Origin of the sequence: Micromonospora sp. NPDC049089, from assembly GCF_040648775.1 — a bacterium.
In the GTDB taxonomy this organism is placed as follows: Bacteria; Actinomycetota; Actinomycetes; order Mycobacteriales; family Micromonosporaceae; genus Micromonospora.
The window spans coordinates 1-17,119 of the sequence record NZ_JBEZEH010000165.1 but is presented as its reverse complement, the minus strand read 5'-3'; the positions used below and the strand labels follow the sequence as shown (position 1 = coordinate 17,119).

13 protein-coding genes and 2 pseudogenes are annotated in these 17,119 nt (G+C 67.8%); 6 read left to right on the top strand and 9 right to left on the bottom strand.

The features are described from left to right. The first annotated feature begins 76 nt into the window (after positions 1–76). The 3 genes from AB0B48_RS24580 (at position 77) to AB0B48_RS24570 (ending at position 1,751) form a co-directional block, all read left to right on the top strand. On the top strand, positions 77–445 hold the full coding sequence (locus AB0B48_RS24580) for a hypothetical protein (RefSeq protein ID WP_357205396.1): 369 nt from the start codon (positions 77–79) through the stop codon (positions 443–445). Between the two features lie 16 nt (positions 446–461). Further along, positions 462–923: a DUF4262 domain-containing protein gene (locus tag AB0B48_RS24575; protein WP_357205393.1), complete on the top strand. Its 462-nt coding sequence runs from the start codon at positions 462–464 to the stop codon at positions 921–923. 327 nt (positions 924–1,250) lie between these two features. Then, positions 1,251–1,751, top strand: a complete 501-nt coding sequence (locus AB0B48_RS24570) for a hypothetical protein (protein WP_357205390.1) — start codon at positions 1,251–1,253, stop codon at positions 1,749–1,751. Between the two features lie 391 nt (positions 1,752–2,142). Here the strand turns inward: AB0B48_RS24570 and AB0B48_RS24565 are convergent, their stop codons facing one another. From AB0B48_RS24565 to AB0B48_RS24535, 7 genes and pseudogenes are all read right to left on the bottom strand, one after another. Next, complete coding sequence (locus AB0B48_RS24565; RefSeq protein ID WP_357205387.1) at positions 2,143–3,069, bottom strand: hypothetical protein; 927 nt, start codon at positions 3,067–3,069, stop codon at positions 2,143–2,145. A 279-nt stretch (positions 3,070–3,348) separates the two neighbouring features. Then, on the bottom strand, positions 3,349–4,959 hold the full coding sequence (locus AB0B48_RS24560) for a hypothetical protein (protein ID WP_357205384.1): 1,611 nt from the start codon (positions 4,957–4,959) through the stop codon (positions 3,349–3,351). Further along, positions 4,956–6,614: a bacterial transcriptional activator domain-containing protein gene (locus AB0B48_RS24555; protein WP_357205399.1), complete on the bottom strand. Its 1,659-nt coding sequence runs from the start codon at positions 6,612–6,614 to the stop codon at positions 4,956–4,958. The genes AB0B48_RS24560 and AB0B48_RS24555 overlap by 4 nt, the downstream gene beginning before the upstream one ends. Positions 6,615–7,247: 633 nt before the next feature. Next, positions 7,248–7,298, bottom strand: a pseudogene (locus AB0B48_RS24550) (LysM peptidoglycan-binding domain-containing protein); the annotation flags it as partial. 844 nt (positions 7,299–8,142) lie between these two features. Beyond that, on the bottom strand, positions 8,143–10,242 hold the full coding sequence (locus AB0B48_RS24545; protein ID WP_357205381.1) for a hypothetical protein: 2,100 nt from the start codon (positions 10,240–10,242) through the stop codon (positions 8,143–8,145). A gap of 1 nt (position 10,243) precedes the next feature. Beyond that, positions 10,244–11,920: an Hsp70 family protein gene (locus tag AB0B48_RS24540; RefSeq protein ID WP_357205378.1), complete on the bottom strand. Its 1,677-nt coding sequence runs from the start codon at positions 11,918–11,920 to the stop codon at positions 10,244–10,246. A gap of 279 nt (positions 11,921–12,199) precedes the next feature. Continuing rightward, complete coding sequence (locus AB0B48_RS24535; RefSeq protein ID WP_357205375.1) at positions 12,200–12,532, bottom strand: hypothetical protein; 333 nt, start codon at positions 12,530–12,532, stop codon at positions 12,200–12,202. A 924-nt stretch (positions 12,533–13,456) separates the two neighbouring features. On the opposite strand from AB0B48_RS24535, the gene AB0B48_RS24530 reads away from it, so the two are divergent. Together AB0B48_RS24530 and AB0B48_RS24525 are read left to right on the top strand one after the other, a co-directional pair. Further along, a complete protein-coding gene (locus AB0B48_RS24530) occupies positions 13,457–13,771 on the top strand; it encodes a hypothetical protein (protein ID WP_357205372.1) in 315 nt (104 codons plus the stop codon). Between the two features lie 958 nt (positions 13,772–14,729). Continuing rightward, positions 14,730–15,599 (top strand): helix-turn-helix transcriptional regulator, encoded by an 870-nt coding sequence (locus AB0B48_RS24525; RefSeq protein WP_357205369.1) that lies wholly within the window; start codon positions 14,730–14,732, stop codon positions 15,597–15,599. 90 nt (positions 15,600–15,689) lie between these two features. On the opposite strand, the gene AB0B48_RS24520 is transcribed toward AB0B48_RS24525, so the two are convergent. After that, complete coding sequence (locus AB0B48_RS24520) at positions 15,690–15,896, bottom strand: DUF397 domain-containing protein (protein WP_357205366.1); 207 nt, start codon at positions 15,894–15,896, stop codon at positions 15,690–15,692. Between the two features lie 872 nt (positions 15,897–16,768). Here AB0B48_RS24520 and AB0B48_RS24515 point away from each other — a divergent pair. Next, entirely contained in the window at positions 16,769–17,020 is a 252-nt protein-coding gene (locus tag AB0B48_RS24515; protein ID WP_357205363.1) for a hypothetical protein, read from the top strand. Between the two features lie 27 nt (positions 17,021–17,047). Here the strand turns inward: AB0B48_RS24515 and AB0B48_RS24510 are convergent. Next, positions 17,048–17,119 (bottom strand): annotated as a pseudogene (locus AB0B48_RS24510) (hypothetical protein); the annotation flags it as partial.

Below are 17,119 nucleotides of genomic sequence, written 5' to 3'. Positions count from 1 at the left end.
CCAGGCCGGCCCCCCCTCGCCCGCGCGCCCCCCCACCGCCCGCCCCCCCCCGCGCCGTAACGACAAGGAGTTGACGATGGACAGCATCTCGCAGCCCGCTGACGAACCGGCCGGCGGTCGTCCCGCCCGGCTCAACGTCGGCGACCCGGACCTGCGCAAAACCCGCCTGCTCGCCCGCGAGTGCGCCACCTGCATCTTCAAGCCCGGCAACCCGATGCACCTCGACCCCGGCCGGCTCAAGCAGATGGTGACCGCGGCGCGCGGCGACGCCGGCTACATCATCTGCCACTCGACCCTGCCGTACGCCGACAGCCCGGTCCCGCCCGCAGTCTGCCGCGGCTTCGCCGACCGCTACCGCACCTGGCAACTCCAGGTCATGGAACGACTCTGGGGCTTCGTCGACGTCGAACCACCCGACCCGGACCCCACCCATACTCCCGAGTGACCAGGAGACACCCGCCATGCCGAACATCGACGACATCCTCCGATGCCAAGAACAGATCATCGACACCATCGGCTGGGCCGTCACGCACGTCCTGCCCACCGACGACGACCCCGACACCACCACCCCGTTCGCTTACACCGTCGGACTCACCGCCCACCACTACCCCGAACTACTCACCGCCGGGCTACCCCCCGAGGTCGCCCACTGCCTGCTCAACGACCTCGCCCGCCGGGTCTACGACACAGCCGAACGGTTCAGCCACGGCCAGCGCATCAGCGACCTCATCGCCAGCTACGACGCGATCATCATCGACGGGCCACCCACCCATGACCTGCTGCCCGGGATGGCGATCGCCCGCTACGGCCGCCACCAAATCCGCCTCCAACAGCTCGTCTGGCCCGACCAGCAGGGCCGGTTCCCCTGGGACAGCGGGTACAACTTCAAACTGCAGGCACAGCCATTGATCGCCCAGACGTAGCGCGGCCAAGCGGCGCCGCCCGGGATCCGGACGCCCCAGGCGCCGGATCCCGGGCACGACCGAACCGCTGGCCCACAAAGGTGGCAGCACCAGCGAGGGCAGCTGTCGGCGTACAGATCGGAGTCCAGAAGTAGGTGCCGTTACGTACAAAGACCCACATGACGACGGAGCCAAGGATGGTCGACCCGAGTTCCCCTCGTCACTCGGTCGGGAACCTGGATGCTCACCGGCCCGGCGCTCAACCCGGGTTCCGGACGACCAAGCGACCGATTCCGATACAAGCTGGCTTGTGCCGTTGCGCTAATTGGTGGCCTTATGCTCGGCAGCATGCCTGAGGGTGCTTCGCATCAAAGTGACTCGCATACACAGCGTGAGGCTGAGGAGGAGATCCTCGCGGGGCTTGCCGCGTCTCTGGGTGTGGTCCTGGCCAAGCCGGAGAGAGTTGCTCTGTCTGGTGGTGTGTTCGTCGAGGTGGATGCAGCGACATCGGACATGGGTGTGGTGGTCGAGGCGTATGCCCGGCAGGGCAGATTGAAGGGGGCGCAGCCGAAGAAGATCGCGCAGGATGTGCTCAAGCTGGCTCTGCTCAAGCGGGAGCCCGGCTGGGAGAGGACCCGGACGATCATCGCGTTCGCGAGTCATGAGGCACGTAACTCGATCTCTGGCTGGCTCGCCCGGGCGGCTGCGGAGTTCGGCGTCGAGTTGTTCGTCGTGGAGGTATCTGAGGAGTTGCGGGCACGGATCCTGGATGCTCAGCGCCGCCAGGTCATGGCCAACGCGGACTTGCTCGCGGACGACCTGATGGTGCAGACGGACTCCGGTCGTTGACGTCATTGCGGGGTTGGGCGCTGACGTGGTCAGGTTCCGGTGGCTCTGGGATGGTCGCGAGTTCTGGCACCATGGTCTGGGTCGATTCCCTGGCCCACCGTCGACGGTTTTAACCGGCACATCTCCTGCGGCCAGCGCACGAACGGCTCACGTCCATCCGCCGAACGTGCAGCGGTTCGATACACCGCTTCGCGCACCAGCACAGGAACAACCCGGATGATCGTTTATGCCAGCGCGGCCTCGCCACCTCGTCCCACGCGTTGAATGAAAGCAGCTTCGGCAGCAGGCAGGGGCACCACACTCGAGGTCACCCGTCCGTAGGATCGAGTCAATCGGCCATCGTCTACAACAGTTGCGTCTCGCAGACACGACGAATTGCCCGTCGGCCGGCTCAGCTGGGACCTCTCTCGCATAAGAGGGCCACCCCACGAGCCAACGGGCCAGCCACATCGGCCTCGTTGGGCGTCTCAGGCCAGATGACCTTGAAGTTTGCCGTGCGGAGAGTTCCGACGACACGGTTCGCCAATGCATGACGGTCGAGTTCGTCGGCGTCTCCGTATGAGTTCAGCGACAGTCGAAGCCTGTTATCACTGCCTACAATCAGCCTTAGAGACGATAGTCCCTCATCCGTCGAGATCCCTCCAGCGGTCAGGGCCTTCATGACGTCGGCGCCCAAATCGACCGCGTTGCGGCGGTCAACTGTCCGGGCAGCCGCACACACGGAGTCCACGAGTCGAGCGACGGCGCCGGTAACAGCATTTACGGAGATGGTGTACGGGCCGAGGGAGATTGTCTCGGTGTGGGGCTCGTATGCGAACCCCCAGAACTCACTCGCGACCTCACGCGCCGGAGCGCCCGCGGCGATGCGCCGCTTCTGCGGGCCGCGGCCGGTCCCGAGCGCCCAAGCCTCGAAATGCATCAGAGCATTTCGCACCTCGGTCAATCCCGGCAAGGCTTGCTCGTACTCGCTCTTTGCCTCACTGAGAGCGTGCTGAGCCTGATCGAGACCGAGCTCCTGCAGTCGGCCGTCCACGAGTGCGACAGCGCCGAGAAGCTGCCGCAGAGCCAAGATGAGCTGGCGCGCGTCAATCTGACGCGAGCTGAACCAGGAGATCCGGTGGTCATCGGAATCGCGCATGCGCAAGAGGGCAAGCTCTGCTGCACGCTGCCACCACTGGATCTCCGAGACCGCAATCGCCTCGGGGTTGTCCGCAGGCGACCAGTCGACCACCGGACTCGTCACGGTCGGATTATGGTCGTGCTCGCCTTCGCCGTGCCACCCATAAAGCTGCCAGGGCGCGCCGGTCGGCGCACTCATCTTGGCAGGAGCGGATGCCGTGTGGAGATGTCGACTGGACGCCCGTCACGCAACGTCATCGACCGGGCATGCCGGTCAGTCCCACAAACGTCAAGGCGGCCAACCATCAAAACTCGCCTGCCCCGGTGCGGCCTTGCACGTCAAGCCGTACCTGTCCCTGCACGGGATCCGGTACGCCGACAGCAGCCTGATACCGCTGAGCAGCAACGAAATCCGTTGCCTGTTCGCTTACCTCGTTTCGACCATCCCTTACAGACTGGGCGACATCCCGCACTGGTCTCACTTCCGCGGTGTCAGCCCACCTGCGGGTTCTCGAGTAGGAAGTGCAGCCCTTTCCTCGATCGTCGGGCGGGCGGGGTGCCTGTTGACGTCACTCGCTGTGGCTCGCGCGTCGGGCGGGGCGGGGCTGGCGTCGGTCCGTCGCCTGGCGATCCCCGGTCGGCGGGGGTAGTCCGGCGGCAGGTATCGGTAGACCGATCGCAGTGACTTGCCGATCCTCTCGGCGAGCAGTTCAGGGTCCAGGTTCGGCTCCTTGCGCAGCCAGTAGGCCACTGCCTGCGCAGTTCCCCGGGGCACCTCCGAGTCCTCGTCGTCGTTGGCGTCGTCGGCGGCAGCATCCTGATCGTCGCCGTCCGCCTCATCGTCGGCGTTCGCGCCAAGGACGTCCTTGTCGTCCACGGTCCTGCCTGCCGGGTCCGCGACGGCCGGATCGTCCGGGGACAAAGCTTCAGGCGGGCCGGCGTCGCGGCTCTCGGCACTCTGCTGGTGGCCGGTCGGGGCCGGTCGAGGGTTCTTCTCTGGCTCTGGATTCGGCTCCTGCCGGTCATCGCGAGGCGTGTCCGCCACCGACGCGCAGGGGGCGGGCTCAGGTGCCGATGGCGCGCCGGCGACGCGCTCTCCCCTGAACCAGCGACGGCGGTGACGGACACTATGAGCTGTCACGATCCGCCCCGGGGCGAGGTCAGCGGCCAGGAGCATGGTCAGCCCGTTGTAGTCGGCGGTAGCCGCGAGGCGTGTGGCGATCTCGTCCAGGTCGTACACGCGCACGGCGATGTCGGCGGTGGTGGGGTCCATTGCCGCCCTGACCTTGCGATGGAGCACCTTGGCGATCGCGGCGTCGCGCCGTCGGCGGGCGATCGCGGTGCGGGCCGCCGCGAGGGACTCGTACAGGTCGAGGCCACCAGCTTTGGCGATGGACCGCGCCTGGGAGGTGATGACGGGGTGGCAGATCCAGTGCCCGAACACCTCGTAGGCGGGTGGTGTGGGCGGCAGGCCCCCGGTGACTCGCAGCCGGTCGCGGCGCTGGTTGCCGGCGTGCATCAGCCAGACGAGGTATCCGAGGGCGGACATGCCCGCGTAGAAGCCGCCAACTAGGTGGTCGGGGTGGGCGGCCCAGTTGAAGGTGGCGGCTCCGGCGGCGATCGCGGCGGACAGCAGGCGTGATCCGATTGCCCGCTCGCCGAGGCGGCGTCGCACGTCGGCGTTGGCCATCACGACCACGCCGCCCAGTTCGAGCGCGGCGACGGCCGGGACCGCGACGACCATCGGGACGCCGAGTGTTTGGACGGCGCCGGTGACTTGTCCAATGAGGGCGACCAGCAGGACCAGGACGTAGAACACCTGGCGTATCCAGGCGGCGTGCCGGACTGCTGTGGCCAGGTCGGCGTCCACCGCGTTGAGCGCCGTCGGGAACGAAGCTTGCCGGTGCGTCGACCCGCCTTGAGGGCTGCGGGCGGGCCCAGGATGGCCGGTGGGAACGGCTGCTCGCACGGGCCGTGCGGTGCCGTTGCGGTCCCAGTTCGTCGCCTGCGGGCCGTCGTCGCCGCTGTTGGACTGATCGTGCAGGCTGCCACGACGTGCGTCGGGTGCTGCCGAAGGGTCCGTCGTCATGGGTGAAGCCCGTTGGTGTGAGAGTCGAGCTTCCCGGTTGGCTTCTGCCGGCGCAGGTCGGCGATGAGCCGGTCAGCGAGTCTGAGGGTGCCCTCGCTGGGTTCGGCGTCGATCTCGTCGAGCCTGCGGGTGAGGGCCCGGCGTAGGGAGCGGACTTGCTCGAGGTTTCCCAATGCGGCGTGGGCGCGCATCGCTTGCTGGTAGATGGCTTCGGCGTACGGGTCGTGGCGCATCGCGGCTTCCAGGACGGCCAGGGCTTTTGTCGGGTCAGGGGTAGCGGCGGCAAGGGCGAGGTGGGCGTCGAGGGCTTGGCGGCGGATGCCCTCGCGGTATGCCTCGATCCATTCGAAGTCGAAGCCGTCGGCGAGTGTGCCGTCGTAGGCGTCGACGGCGCGCTGCAGTGCGGCGGTGCGGTCGGTGTCGGTGGTGGCGAGGGCGGCGTCGCGCAGCGCGGAGCGCATGCGCCACAGGTCGGTGTCGAAGGCGTCGCGGTTCAGGGCGTAGCGGCGCGACGGGTGAGTGAGGTAGGTGGCGGGTCCTCCGGTGAGGACGAGGGTTTTGCGTAGTGCGGATACGTAGGTGTGCAGGCGGTGCGGTGCCTTCGACGCGGGGGCGTCGGGCAGCAGGTCGTCGAGGATGTTGTCCTGTGCTGCCTCGCCGTCTTGAACGACGAGGTAGACCAGCAGTTCGAGGGCTTTGGCGCGCAGCGGCGTGGTCGTGTCCATGTCCACGATGCGGGCCCCGCCGAGCACTCGAACGTCGACGCGTCCGCCGGTGCTGTAAGGCCAAGCGTCGCCCGCCGGGTGCGGTTCATTCCCGGCGTGATCGCGGCGCTCCTGCAGGTGTGCGGCGGCAGAATTCTCGGGTGTGGGGTTCGGCGCGTGGGCGGCGCCGACCAGCCTGTCGAGTGGTACGCGCTGCGCGGGTGCTGGTGGTTGGGGCTCGCCGGTATGGGACTCGGCGAGGAGTCGCAGTAGTTCGGTGGTCTCGCTGCGGTTGATGACGCTCAGGCGGCCGACGGCGGTAGGACAGCTGTGCTGTTTCGCGTCGTGCTTAACGGTGCTGGTGGAGCCGTCTTCGGCGACGACGATGGTGTCGCCATCGGGCCAGGCGCCGAGCATTACGCCGTGGATGTCGAGTCGGTGTCCTTGAGTGAGCAGCGCGGCGATGCGGGTGCGCTCATGAGCAGTGGTGGGGGCGGCGATCAGCACCGTCGGCGGCACGGGCTCGGCGATCGGGTCCCGGTCCCGCAGGTCGGCGATCGTGTCGACCTCGTAGTCGCCGCACATGCGTGCGCGGTGCAACGTCTGCTCTTCGATCAGCGTCACAGCGTCGCTGAGTCCGCTGGTGATGGTCATCCGCGGGGTGTCCGTCAGTGTGGTTGTGGTGGTGCCTAACAGCGTGGCGAGGGTGTCCGAGGCGATGACGACGTGGTGGCGGCTATGGGGGTCAACCGGTCCGCCGGCGGCGAGGGCGGCCACCAGCACGCCTCGGGCCGCTGCCTCGGCTCCGGGCCCGATCAGACCGAGTCCCGCAGACGGCCATACCTCGATCAGCGGGCGGGTCGGCGCGGGTATAGGCGGCTGCGACTCGTGCGCCGTGAGCGTGGAGGTCTCGTCGTCTGCCGCGTCTGCCGGGTCCGAGTCAGCGTCCACGACGGGTTCGTCGGGCGGAGGGTCGAGGTCGGGGCCGGGGTCAGGAATCGTCTTCGCGCTCGGGGTCAGGGCCCGTAGGCCGCGACGGATCCGGGTGACCACCGCCGGCATCGCCTCGACACTCGGGTCGTCGAGGCGTGGGCGCGCGGTGGGTTGCTGGGGGGTGTAGCGGCGACGGCGGTGTGCCCAAACGAGGGCAACCGCGGCGAGGACTGCGGCGGCGAGTCCCATGTCGAGCCAGCTACCCGTGCCGAGCGACACACCGGGCTGAGGTCGCGGCGTTGGGGCGGTTCGTTCGTCGGCGGTGCGAGTGGTGGGTGTGGCAGCCGGTCCCGACGCCGAAGCATGGTCGGTTGGCGCGGACGTGGGTGCTGGGGCGGACTCCACGAGGCCGTCGTCGGTATCCGTTCCGGTCGGGCTGCTGGGCGATCCTGAGGGAGCTGATGTCGTCGGCGTTGGGGCAGGCGCCGGTCGGGGCGACGGGCGTGGTGCTTCGACCGTGGGAGGTAGTCGCAGTGTCCAGCCCGGGTAGATGAGGTCAGGGTCGCTGAGTGTCCCACCGGTGTGGGGGAAGCGGGTGCCGCGGTTGGCGGTGAAGATTTCGGGCCAGCGGTCCGCGTCGCCGAGGCGGTCCTGGGCGATGCGGGACAGCGTGTCGCCGCGCCGCACCGTGTAGGTGTGCATGGCCTGGTCTCTGCCGTTGGCTGGTGAGGTGGTCTGGTCGTCGGGGTGGGCGCGCGCGGTGGCCACTGGGCCCTGCGGTGCATGGGTCGTCTCCGCGGCGGTGGTGGTCGCGCTGGCGTGGGCGGGCGTCGCGGTGGCCGCCGTGCTGACGGCGGTCGCTCCCAGGACAGCCGCCGTGATGCCCTGCAGCGGCCCGGGCATGTGCAGTCGTGGCAGTCGCCGTGACATCCGGGCGGCCTGGGCGTAGAGGCGGGCCGTGATGGCGGCGGCGAGTATTCCCCACAGCAGCCATGCCGCGAGGTAGGCGATGCCGGCGAGGAAGCCGCCGCTGAGGGGCTCCTCGACCCAGTCGCGGAGCAGGGTGGTCCACGAGCCTTGCGGGCGTGGCCACCTGCCGACGCGGACGAGCGTGACCGGCACGGCAACGAGCAGCAGCGTGACCGCCGACGTGTGAGCGACCGTAGACCTCATCGCCCCTCCCTTGCCGCCGTGTGTGGAACCCGGACGCCGACCGGCACCGAGCCGGCTTGGCAGCGCCGTGAAACGTTGGCCACGAATCGACCGTAGGGCGAGCGGCAGAAGACGACGCGGTTTCGCTTGCTGACAGGACCTCACACGACCTCACACGACCTCACAACCCCAGCTCACGGGCCATCGATAGGAGTCGAGACGGTGCGACCGGCAGCATCTGTTGGGCCCAGGACGCGGCTTCTGCCAGCAGGACGAACTGGCTGTCTGGGACCGAGCACGGGGTCAGTCGAAAGCGGAAACGGAGCCGCAAGCGCATGGGGAAGCACAGTTCGGGCTTTCCGAGCCGGGTCACACCTGCTCCGAGCGGGCGGCGTTACCGGGTGGGGATGGCGGGCTGGTCCCTGAGGGTGGCTGTCGTGAGAGCCGTGTCGGTGGGAAGGATGCCCGCTGCGGCGAGACGACGGGCGTAATCCTTCCGCAGGTGGTCGGCCGCGTCGTGGTCGCCGAGGGTGATGAGTGCGCTGACCGCGCGGGTGTGCAGGTCGGCGTTGTACGGGTCGATGCGGATGCCGGCCTGCAGCCATGCCAGGGCCTGACGGGCGTCAGGGCTGGCGCTGGCGAGAGCCGCGTGTGCGTCGATGACGTGCCGGCGGGTGGCCTCGCGGATCGGGTCGAGCCAGGGCCAGGTCCGTCGGGCGGCGAGGTCACCGGGGTAGGCGTCGATGACAGCCTTCCAGGTCGTCGCGTCGGTGGCGACGGCGGTGGTGGCGTCGCTGACCGCGTGGTGGAAGTGCCACAGGTCGACGGTGACGCCGGTGGGATCGAGGCGGTACCGGTCGTCGCTGTGCTCGATGATGGTCACCCCGGCCGTGGAGCGGATGGTGGCGCGGAGGTCGCTGAGGGTGGTGTAGAGGCGGCCGGTGAGGGAGCGGCGGGGCAGGCCCGGCCAGATGGCGTCGGTCAGCTGTCGGGTGTCGGCTCCGTTGGGGTGGGCGGCGAGGAACACGAGGACTTGGAGCGCGGCGGTACGCCGGATCTCCACAGGGTGGCCGTCCAGCAGCAGTGTCGGTTCGCCCAGCACGCGCAGCTGAAGGCGTCGTTTGTCGTTGCCTGAGCGGACGGGGTGGTCCTGGGCGGTGGCCTCCCACTGTGGGGACCGGCCTGCCAGGGCGGGGTTGCGCGACGGGCCGGAGGTGCCAGCCTCTGGCGGTGCCGGGTCGGGGTGGGCGATGACGGTGAGCAGGTCGGTGGCTGTGACCTGGGTAAGGACGCACATCCGTGGCCCGGCTGATCCGCTGCCGTCCTGGTAGTGGGTGTGCCCCGACGGGTCGATCTGCCATGTCTGGCCGGCCGGCCACCGTCCGAGCACGGCCACCGCGGCGGAGGTGATGGCCAGACTCGCCAGGGTTTCGGCGTTGTCCGTAGCGGACGCAGCATCGGCGATGAGGGTTGGTCCGGATGGGCCGGTGCCCTCGTGCATGTCTCGTTGTGCCGGGTCTCGTCCGCCCAGGCCACGACTAGGGTGGTTTCCGGAGAAGAACTCTGCTGCCTGCCCGAGGTTGTCGATGACGGCCAGCCCCGGCAGGCGCAGGCCCAGCGTTTCGGCGGTGGGGCCGAGCAACCCGGCCAGGACGGATCGGGTGACGACCACGGACACGGCCGGGTGATGACGCCCCGCTAGGAGGCTGGTGACGAGCAGTCCTCGCGCCGCGTCCTGCGCCCCCAGCCCGGTGAGACCGACCCCAGCTCCGGGGAAAGCCCCACCAACGGTTGACCGGTCGAGCGGCGACGAGCCCGCCGATGCGGCGCCAGGTTCGCTAGGCGGTGGCGTCGAATCGGCGAGGGCGGCTTGCACGGCCGCCACTGTCGGGGGCAGCGGCGCCAGGTCCGTGTCCTCGCGGCTCGGTGGACCGGGCGGGCGGGGTTGGTAGGAGCGGCGGCGTCGGAGCCACACCAGCGTCGCCGCGGTGCTGACTTGCTCCGCCACGTCGCGCGGCAGCCAGCCACCGGCGACGCTGATCCCCGCGTCGGCCAGGACGTCGCCGTCTGACGGCGTGAGGTTATCCGCGTCATCAAGGATCCCTGCCGCTACCGGCTGCGTGGGCGGCGATGGCGGTGCGGCGATCGCGTGGGAGCTGACTCCGAACACGGCAGCGCCGGCGATCCCACCGGCGGTGACCTGGAGGGGTGTCGGTAGCGGCATGCGCCGCAGCCACCACAGGGTCGCGCTCAGGCGGGTCAGCACCCGGAGCGTGACCGTGGAGGCGAGCAGGAGCCACACCAGCCAGGCCGCGATGGTCAGCGCGGCGGTGAGGGTCTGTTCGGTCAGCGGGTTCTGCACCCACTCGCGGGCCTGCGCGGCGGTCGGCCAATCTTGTAGGGGTGCTCCGATCAGGGACAGCAGCACTATCGGGGGGCCGGCCAGAAGGGTGAGGACGAACAGCAGCGACATCAGCTGCCGCGGCCACCGCATGTCACCCGCCTCCGCCCGGTGACATGTGCGCCCGTACCGGGCCGGTGGGCGGTGCGGTGGGAGTGGGTGGGGCGGGGCGCAGGACACGGCTCCAGAGCCGAGTAGCCCACCAGATCGCGACGGCGATGGCGTAGATGACGCCGAGCATCCCGGCGGCCCGTCGACTGACGATCGCCGCGAAGATCACCGCCAGCGGGGCGGCGAGGATGAGGCGGAACATCAACGGTGTCACCACTGCCATGACCACGGCGACGCCGAGGAGGAGACCGCCGACGCGGCCGGCGATGTCGATCCACAGGATCCGGTCCGGCCACCGGTCGGCGGTCAGGGAGTACTGGATCAACCCCATGCCGAGGGTTGCGGCGACGATGGAGCCGGTCGGCGCGGCCAGCAACGCCGACCAGCCGCCGTGCGGGGAACGCCACTGGCGGGCGGCGACGACCGCCATCGCCACGGCCATCACCGACACCGGTGCGATCGGCCACAGCGCCCACTTCAGGTACGGGCCGACAGGCATGTGGAAGTACTGGCTGGTGACCACCGCGTACAGGCCAGCGATCGCCGCGCCGAGGGACACCGCGGCGAGGATCCCGACGCTGACCCTTCCCCCTTCGGCTCGGGTGCCGGGGGTGGGACTGCGGGCGGCGATCAGCGAACCGAGGACCGTGCCCGCGGCCAGGCACGCCAGCAGGGCCATCACGGCCGCCATCGTGAACTCGCCCCAGTTCACACTCACCGAGTAGTACACACCGAGCACCCCATGCTCCTCGGCGGTCAGGAGACACTGCCAGATCAGGGCCAGCGACGCGAAGCCGGGCACCGCGATCGCCGCCGCCCGGCGCACGGGCGGCACCGGCACCTCCACCCGCTCGACCGTTTCGGTATCGACGGCGCCGACGTCAGCGGCGCCCCGGGCCGCGACCAGCGCCGGCTCGGGCACGACTATGGGTGCGGCGCCGGTGTGCTCAGCGATCGCCGCCGCTAGGTGTGATAGCTGGGCGCTGCCGCCCACACAGTAGATCCCGGCGAGGTCGCCGACCGTGAGTTCGGCGGCGGCGACTGTCTCCTGCGTCAACTGCGCGACGCGCCACGCCACCGGCCGGACGGCCTCGTCGAGCATCGCGCTGTTCGCTATCACCGGTGGCCGGTCCGGAAGCGGAACCGTGACAGCCGGATGGGCCACCAACGCTTCCTTGGCCACCCGAACGCTGTGCGCCACCGACGCGCGCGACGGGCCCTGCCCCTCTCCCATCGACGCGCCGATGAGGGCGTCGGCGAGCGCCTGATCGACTGCCGCGCCGCCAGCCGCGGCGTCCGCGAGGGTCGCGAGGACCTCGAATCCAGCCGGCCCACGGCGCAGCACCGTCACCTCCGCGCCCGCGCCGACGTCACAGACGACAAGGAACGCACCGACCGGCACCCGCACACCAGTGGCGAGCAGATACTCGGCGACCGCCACCGGGGCCTCCACCAGACGCGGCTGCGGCAACCCCGCCCGGTGCGCGACCTGCCGCATCCAGGTCCGCCGCCGGGGCCCCCACCCCGCCGGGACTACCACCCGCACATCCCGCACCGGCTGACCGACGACCCGCTCGGCTTCGACGGCGACCCTGCGTAGTGGCGACGCCGCCACCTCCAACGCGTCGCCGCCAGCGTCACCTGCCGTCGCGTCCTCCACGGGATGGCGCGGCCCCGGAATGAACCCTGCGGGCGGCCCCGCCGACTGTCCGCTCGCGGGCATAGACGACGCGCTGTGTAGGGATGGGTTCCCGTCGAATGACAACACGTGCGCGCTGCCATCGGCCCACGCCAGGACGGCTTGGGTGCCGGCGCTGCCGCAATCGATCGACAACCGCGCTTCCCCCGACCCCATGTCCATAGTCAAACATGAGGATCACATTCACGTCACCTGTCAATCACTCACGGCCAGCAGAGGCCAGGCGAAACCGCACCAGCGTCACTGTCCGCCGAACCGCCAAGGGACCTCATCGAGGAAATCCTCGTGCTGGGCCGTCTCCCACGCCCGCATGCTCGGATATCGGTCACTGCAGTACCGCTGCCGCAGATGCTCAGCGAACCGCATCCGCTCCTGGTCGCCCGCCAGCACGAGCCCGCGATCATCAGCGCCTGCTCGAAGCAAACAATTACCGTCCGGATGGACCGTCACGGTGATCTCGCCCTGACGTGCCACAGGGGCACCCGCGGCGAGGTACGCGAGATAGATGTAGCGGTAGTCGAACTCGTTGTGGCGCTGGTGTATCCAGTCCAGCCACCGGTCCACCTCGTCCAAGCTCCACGGACTCATCGGTTACCTCCCACCCTGCGGTGATCAGCCAAGATCCATCAATCCCAATCGTCAGTGCAAGCCATGACATGCCGGATGCGTCGGGCTTCGTGCGCGTCGGCTAGGCACCGCCCCACCACACATACGCCCGAACACACGCCTAATCCACAGGCCGCCGAAGGTTGCCACATCGCTCTTCCGAGGCAGCGGGTCCGATGACCTTGCCGATGAGGTACTCCCACGCCCCACCGTGAGGTAACAATCAGAGTGGGTACGACCAGGCGAGGCGGACGATTGCGCCCCGGGAGCGTCGAGGGGCCCGACGGCTTGAAACACCGCCTCCCTCGCCGGGCGACAGCACCCCTGGCGTCCCGCAGGCCGGGGTCACTCTGCTTGTTTCCACTGTGGACACCCTCAAGAAGATGACTACCCCGAGGTGCGCAATCGCGGCCCTGAACGCGGGACTCAATCTCGACCCGGCAGGGAGCGCCATCGAGAACCTCGACCTCTTTGTTGGAATTGTCCGAGGCAATCCTGATCACGGACGGCATTCCACAGGCCAAGCGGCGTTGACGGGTTGGTTCGTAGGCCTGTTGATCTGGGTCGGCTTAGTCGCCACATCTCGTGGAACTTCTATGTCTGCGACGAAGCTCTCGCCCTTCCGATAACGCTACGGCGTGCATTGAGCACTGACTGCTACTTCGCGTTAGGCTTGCCCCGCTCACCATCGGACAAATCTTCGCGGCTCCGCACTAGTGTCACCTCGGGGAATTGCCATGATCGAAGGGTTTGGTGGCGGCGCGACGGGCGCGCCCAAGGGCGTACAGGGTCTATGGCCAACGCATGTGTTGGAATAAGGTGGACGACGGCGTGGTGGACGCTACAGGGCTGAACGCTTGCCCGGCGCGACGGCAACGTAGCCTGAAACTTATGGATGTCGATCCCGATGTGGTGGGTGGACACGTGAACGTGGATCGCGGAGCAGTAGATCAGGCTCATACCACCACTCGACGCCGAGTGGTGGGAGTTGGCATCGTTGTCGCGGTGGGCGCCACCGTGTCCGGCGCGGTGCTGTTGGTGGCGACGCTCCTAGTGCAGCTCCTTGCCGACGGCTTGAGTACGGGCACTCGCACGGCGATCATCGCGGTCAGCACCATCGTCGGCGCCGGTCTAGCGGGTTGGTCGGCACAGGCGATGCTGGCTCCGACCCTCGCTCGCCTCATCAGCCACCGCAGCGATGACTAGATTCTGGCGCGTTGGCGGCGGAAGGTGCTTAACGTTGCGTCCGCCGGGATCGGCGGCTGGCGAGCCGGGCCCGCAGACTGTTGGCACCAGCGAAGGCGGCGGTTCCCGCAGCTGGCAACAGGCATGACAGCCAACCGAGCTGAGACACCAGCAGCGCAGTGACGCCGAGGGTAAGCACGAGTACGACGACGAGGGCCATGACCGCCCTCGTGTAAATCCAGACGACCCTTCTCTCTTCGTCAACGGTGGCGGTGCGATCCACCCGACGCTCGAAGAAGTCGACGAGGGTGACGAGCCAGTCAGGCCCGCGGAGCGCTGGCTGGGTGGGTTTTGCGGCCGGCGGCTGGACCATCGGGGCGTTCCTGCTTGGCCTGCTTGGAGCTGCCTCGTCCGCCTCGCGCCGCCGGGGGGCGCCTTCGCGAGGACTGCGTAGCGCGGCCTGGCCGTTAGTTGGCGTCGAGCCGACCGCAGGTCCGGTCAATGGCTCGCCTCCACCTTCAACAGCGGGTGGATCTTCGTACTGTCCACGCCGCTCGGTGGTGTCCGTGTCGGGGGCAGGCCTCCGCGCTCTCGGCACTTCGGGCGGCGGTGTTCGGGGTGATGCCGCCTGCTTACCGGGAAGGGTGCTGTCGTCGTCGAAGGGAGTTGTGCTCGGCACCGCGGGGCTCCGGTTCGTTCTGGGTGGATAAGCAGAGACAGGGGTGTGGCTTGGACAGACTGCGTCGCCTCGATATGCGGTGGTGGTAGCGACCCCCGGTGTCACGTAGCGCCAAGTGGGACGTACTACTTGGATGTTCCAAGTAGCGAGTAGCTACGCTACCGTTCGCGTGCGCGGCGGGGCAGCGACTCGCCGACGAATGACCTGCACCAACCACCAAGGGCTCTCGGATGCTAACTCTTTGTAGCTATCAACGCCCCCTCGACTGCTCCTAACCCGACATTAGGGAGGTTTCCGACAATGGTCGCTGATGTCGATCCGGCCGTGCAGCGGCGACGGCTACGGTCTGAGCTACGTCGACTCCGAACGCATAGACAGTTGACGCAGAAGGAAGTGGCGGAGCGCGTCGGATGGTCGCCGTCCAAGCTCATACGCATCGAGACGGGACAGGTAGGGCTCTCCCCCTCCGACTTGAAGGCGCTTCTTAACGAGTACAACGTCTCCGATTCGGAGACGATCAGTTCGTTAGCGGCCATGGCCAAAGAGGGCCGTAGGCAACAGTGGGGGCGTTATCGGGATGTACTGAACCCGGACTTCCTCACTTACCTGAGATCCGAGAGCTCCGCAGTGACGATTCGCCAGGCCGAACCCCAAGTCATTCCCGGCCTGCTTCAAACCGAGGAATACGCACGCGCCGTTATCCAAGGCGTAGGCGGAACTGACCTGTCGACACACGCGGTAGACCGCCAAGTCGAGGTGCGCATGAAACGTCAGGAGATCTTCGACCGGCCGAACCCACCGGAGATGTTTTTCATCATCGACGAGTCCGCGATGAGGCGGCCGGCCGGAGACGCGGACGCGATGCGCCGCCAACTCCGCCATCTGAGGAAGATCGCAACGCTCGACCACGTGCACGTCAGGGTCGTTCTTCTCGACAGCGGGATTCACCCTGGCCTGCGAGGATCGTTCGTCCTTTTGGAATTTCCTGAACCGGAAGACGACGACATTCTTTTCCTAGAGAGCAGCCAGACCAGCTTGGTCACCAAAGACGACACCGAAGCGATAGACAGATACCACAAGGACTTCGCCCATCTGGAAACCATCGCGGCGTCGGAAGATGAGACGGCGCGCCTGATCGTCACGATCGATGCCGACCTTGAGCGACCATAACCGCTGTGAGGATTCGCCGTGAGCGGCCCCGCCCGGCCTGACAAGGACCTTAGTCTTGTTTAGCGGTAATTACCCACTAGCGGCACTTCATCAAGAGCGATTGGAGGTACCGCCGAAGCCGCCGCGCTTGATTGCCGATACAAAAGACTTCCAGCCCGACTCTGTGAAGTTGAGACCTCCCGCCATCGGGTTCTTCGAATCCCGAACCTTGACAAACGCCGAATTGGGCGACACCTCAACACAGTTGTTGTCGCCGGCCATACTTCGGCTGCTCTTCTTCCAGTTCAACTCCGACATGACTCCACCTCCGATCGCACTACGGCAAACGTCCATTCTACGATTCCCGCACGGGAGCCGGCGACGCCGCTGGAAACGACATCAACAACGACAACGACGTGCATGTTCGGAGTGTAAGCAGCCCTAGCCAACCATGCCAGACTGTTACCGGTAGGCGCGAGGCGCGACGAGGTTCTTGGCGAGATGGTAGTCGCGATATGCATTTGTCATTTCAAAGGTTGCAGAACATTTCCACGGCGCGCCGGATTTAGAAGTTCCACGGGAGACGTGCCAGCAAGTTGTACTGCCCGTCAAGAAACCCCGAGAGCCAGAAAGATCTTCGCCTTTTGCGTATACGCGCCGCCCGCAAGACGCCTGCCTGCAGACGGATGAACGACAGCGTCGAAGCCTCAACTTCACAGGTTGTCGCGCACCGACCATAATCCGACTCCCAACGAGGGGGCACGCCCACGGCCGGGATCGCCGATGGAGCTATAAGCCCGCTCTGCTCCCACACGATCCGCACCATGGACGAGCAGCCACCCGTGGCGGCGGAAACAAGAGAGCCGCAACCCAGCCCGTCCGGGGGCGGGCGTCCTCCGCGGGGAAGCCGCGCGTCCGTCCAAGCCCTCTCCGGAGCACAGCGGGCAGGATGGACTTTCATCCGTAGTGCACGTTCCTGGCGAAGCCACCCGGTCGATGATGAGACATTCTCGATGATCCTTCGTGAGCCGCAGGCGCGGGCGCCTACTCAGGACCAGTGAGATCGGCATGGCCTGCCAACCGACCAAAGCCGGAGCGGTCCGTGATCCGAGCACAGAACGGCATAACTCCAGCCTGACCACATCGCCACCCAAGACCAACAGCCAATCGAACACTTGTACGATGCCCCGGTGGAGGACATCGTGGCTCGCTGGTGGAACGGGATCTGGGGACGCCTGGGCCGCCGAGATGTGTGGCTCACGCGCGAGGTCCGGTGGAGAGTCACCGCCCGAGCCGGGGACACCGAAACCGGGCGGGTGCTTCGGTGGGAGTTCGACGCCGAAGGCGAGGCCCTGGCCATGGTCAAGCGCCTCCTCGCCGCCGACGCGGGCGGGCAGTGGCGCAAGCAGTCCGGCGATAGCCAGCCGCCACAGCAGGCATAGCACCTGGCGTGCGGTCCGCGGCCCCGCGGCCTCCACGAAGTGGCCGATGCGGGCCTTGGCCATCACCGGGATGGAGACCGCCTCGATGATCCCGTCGAT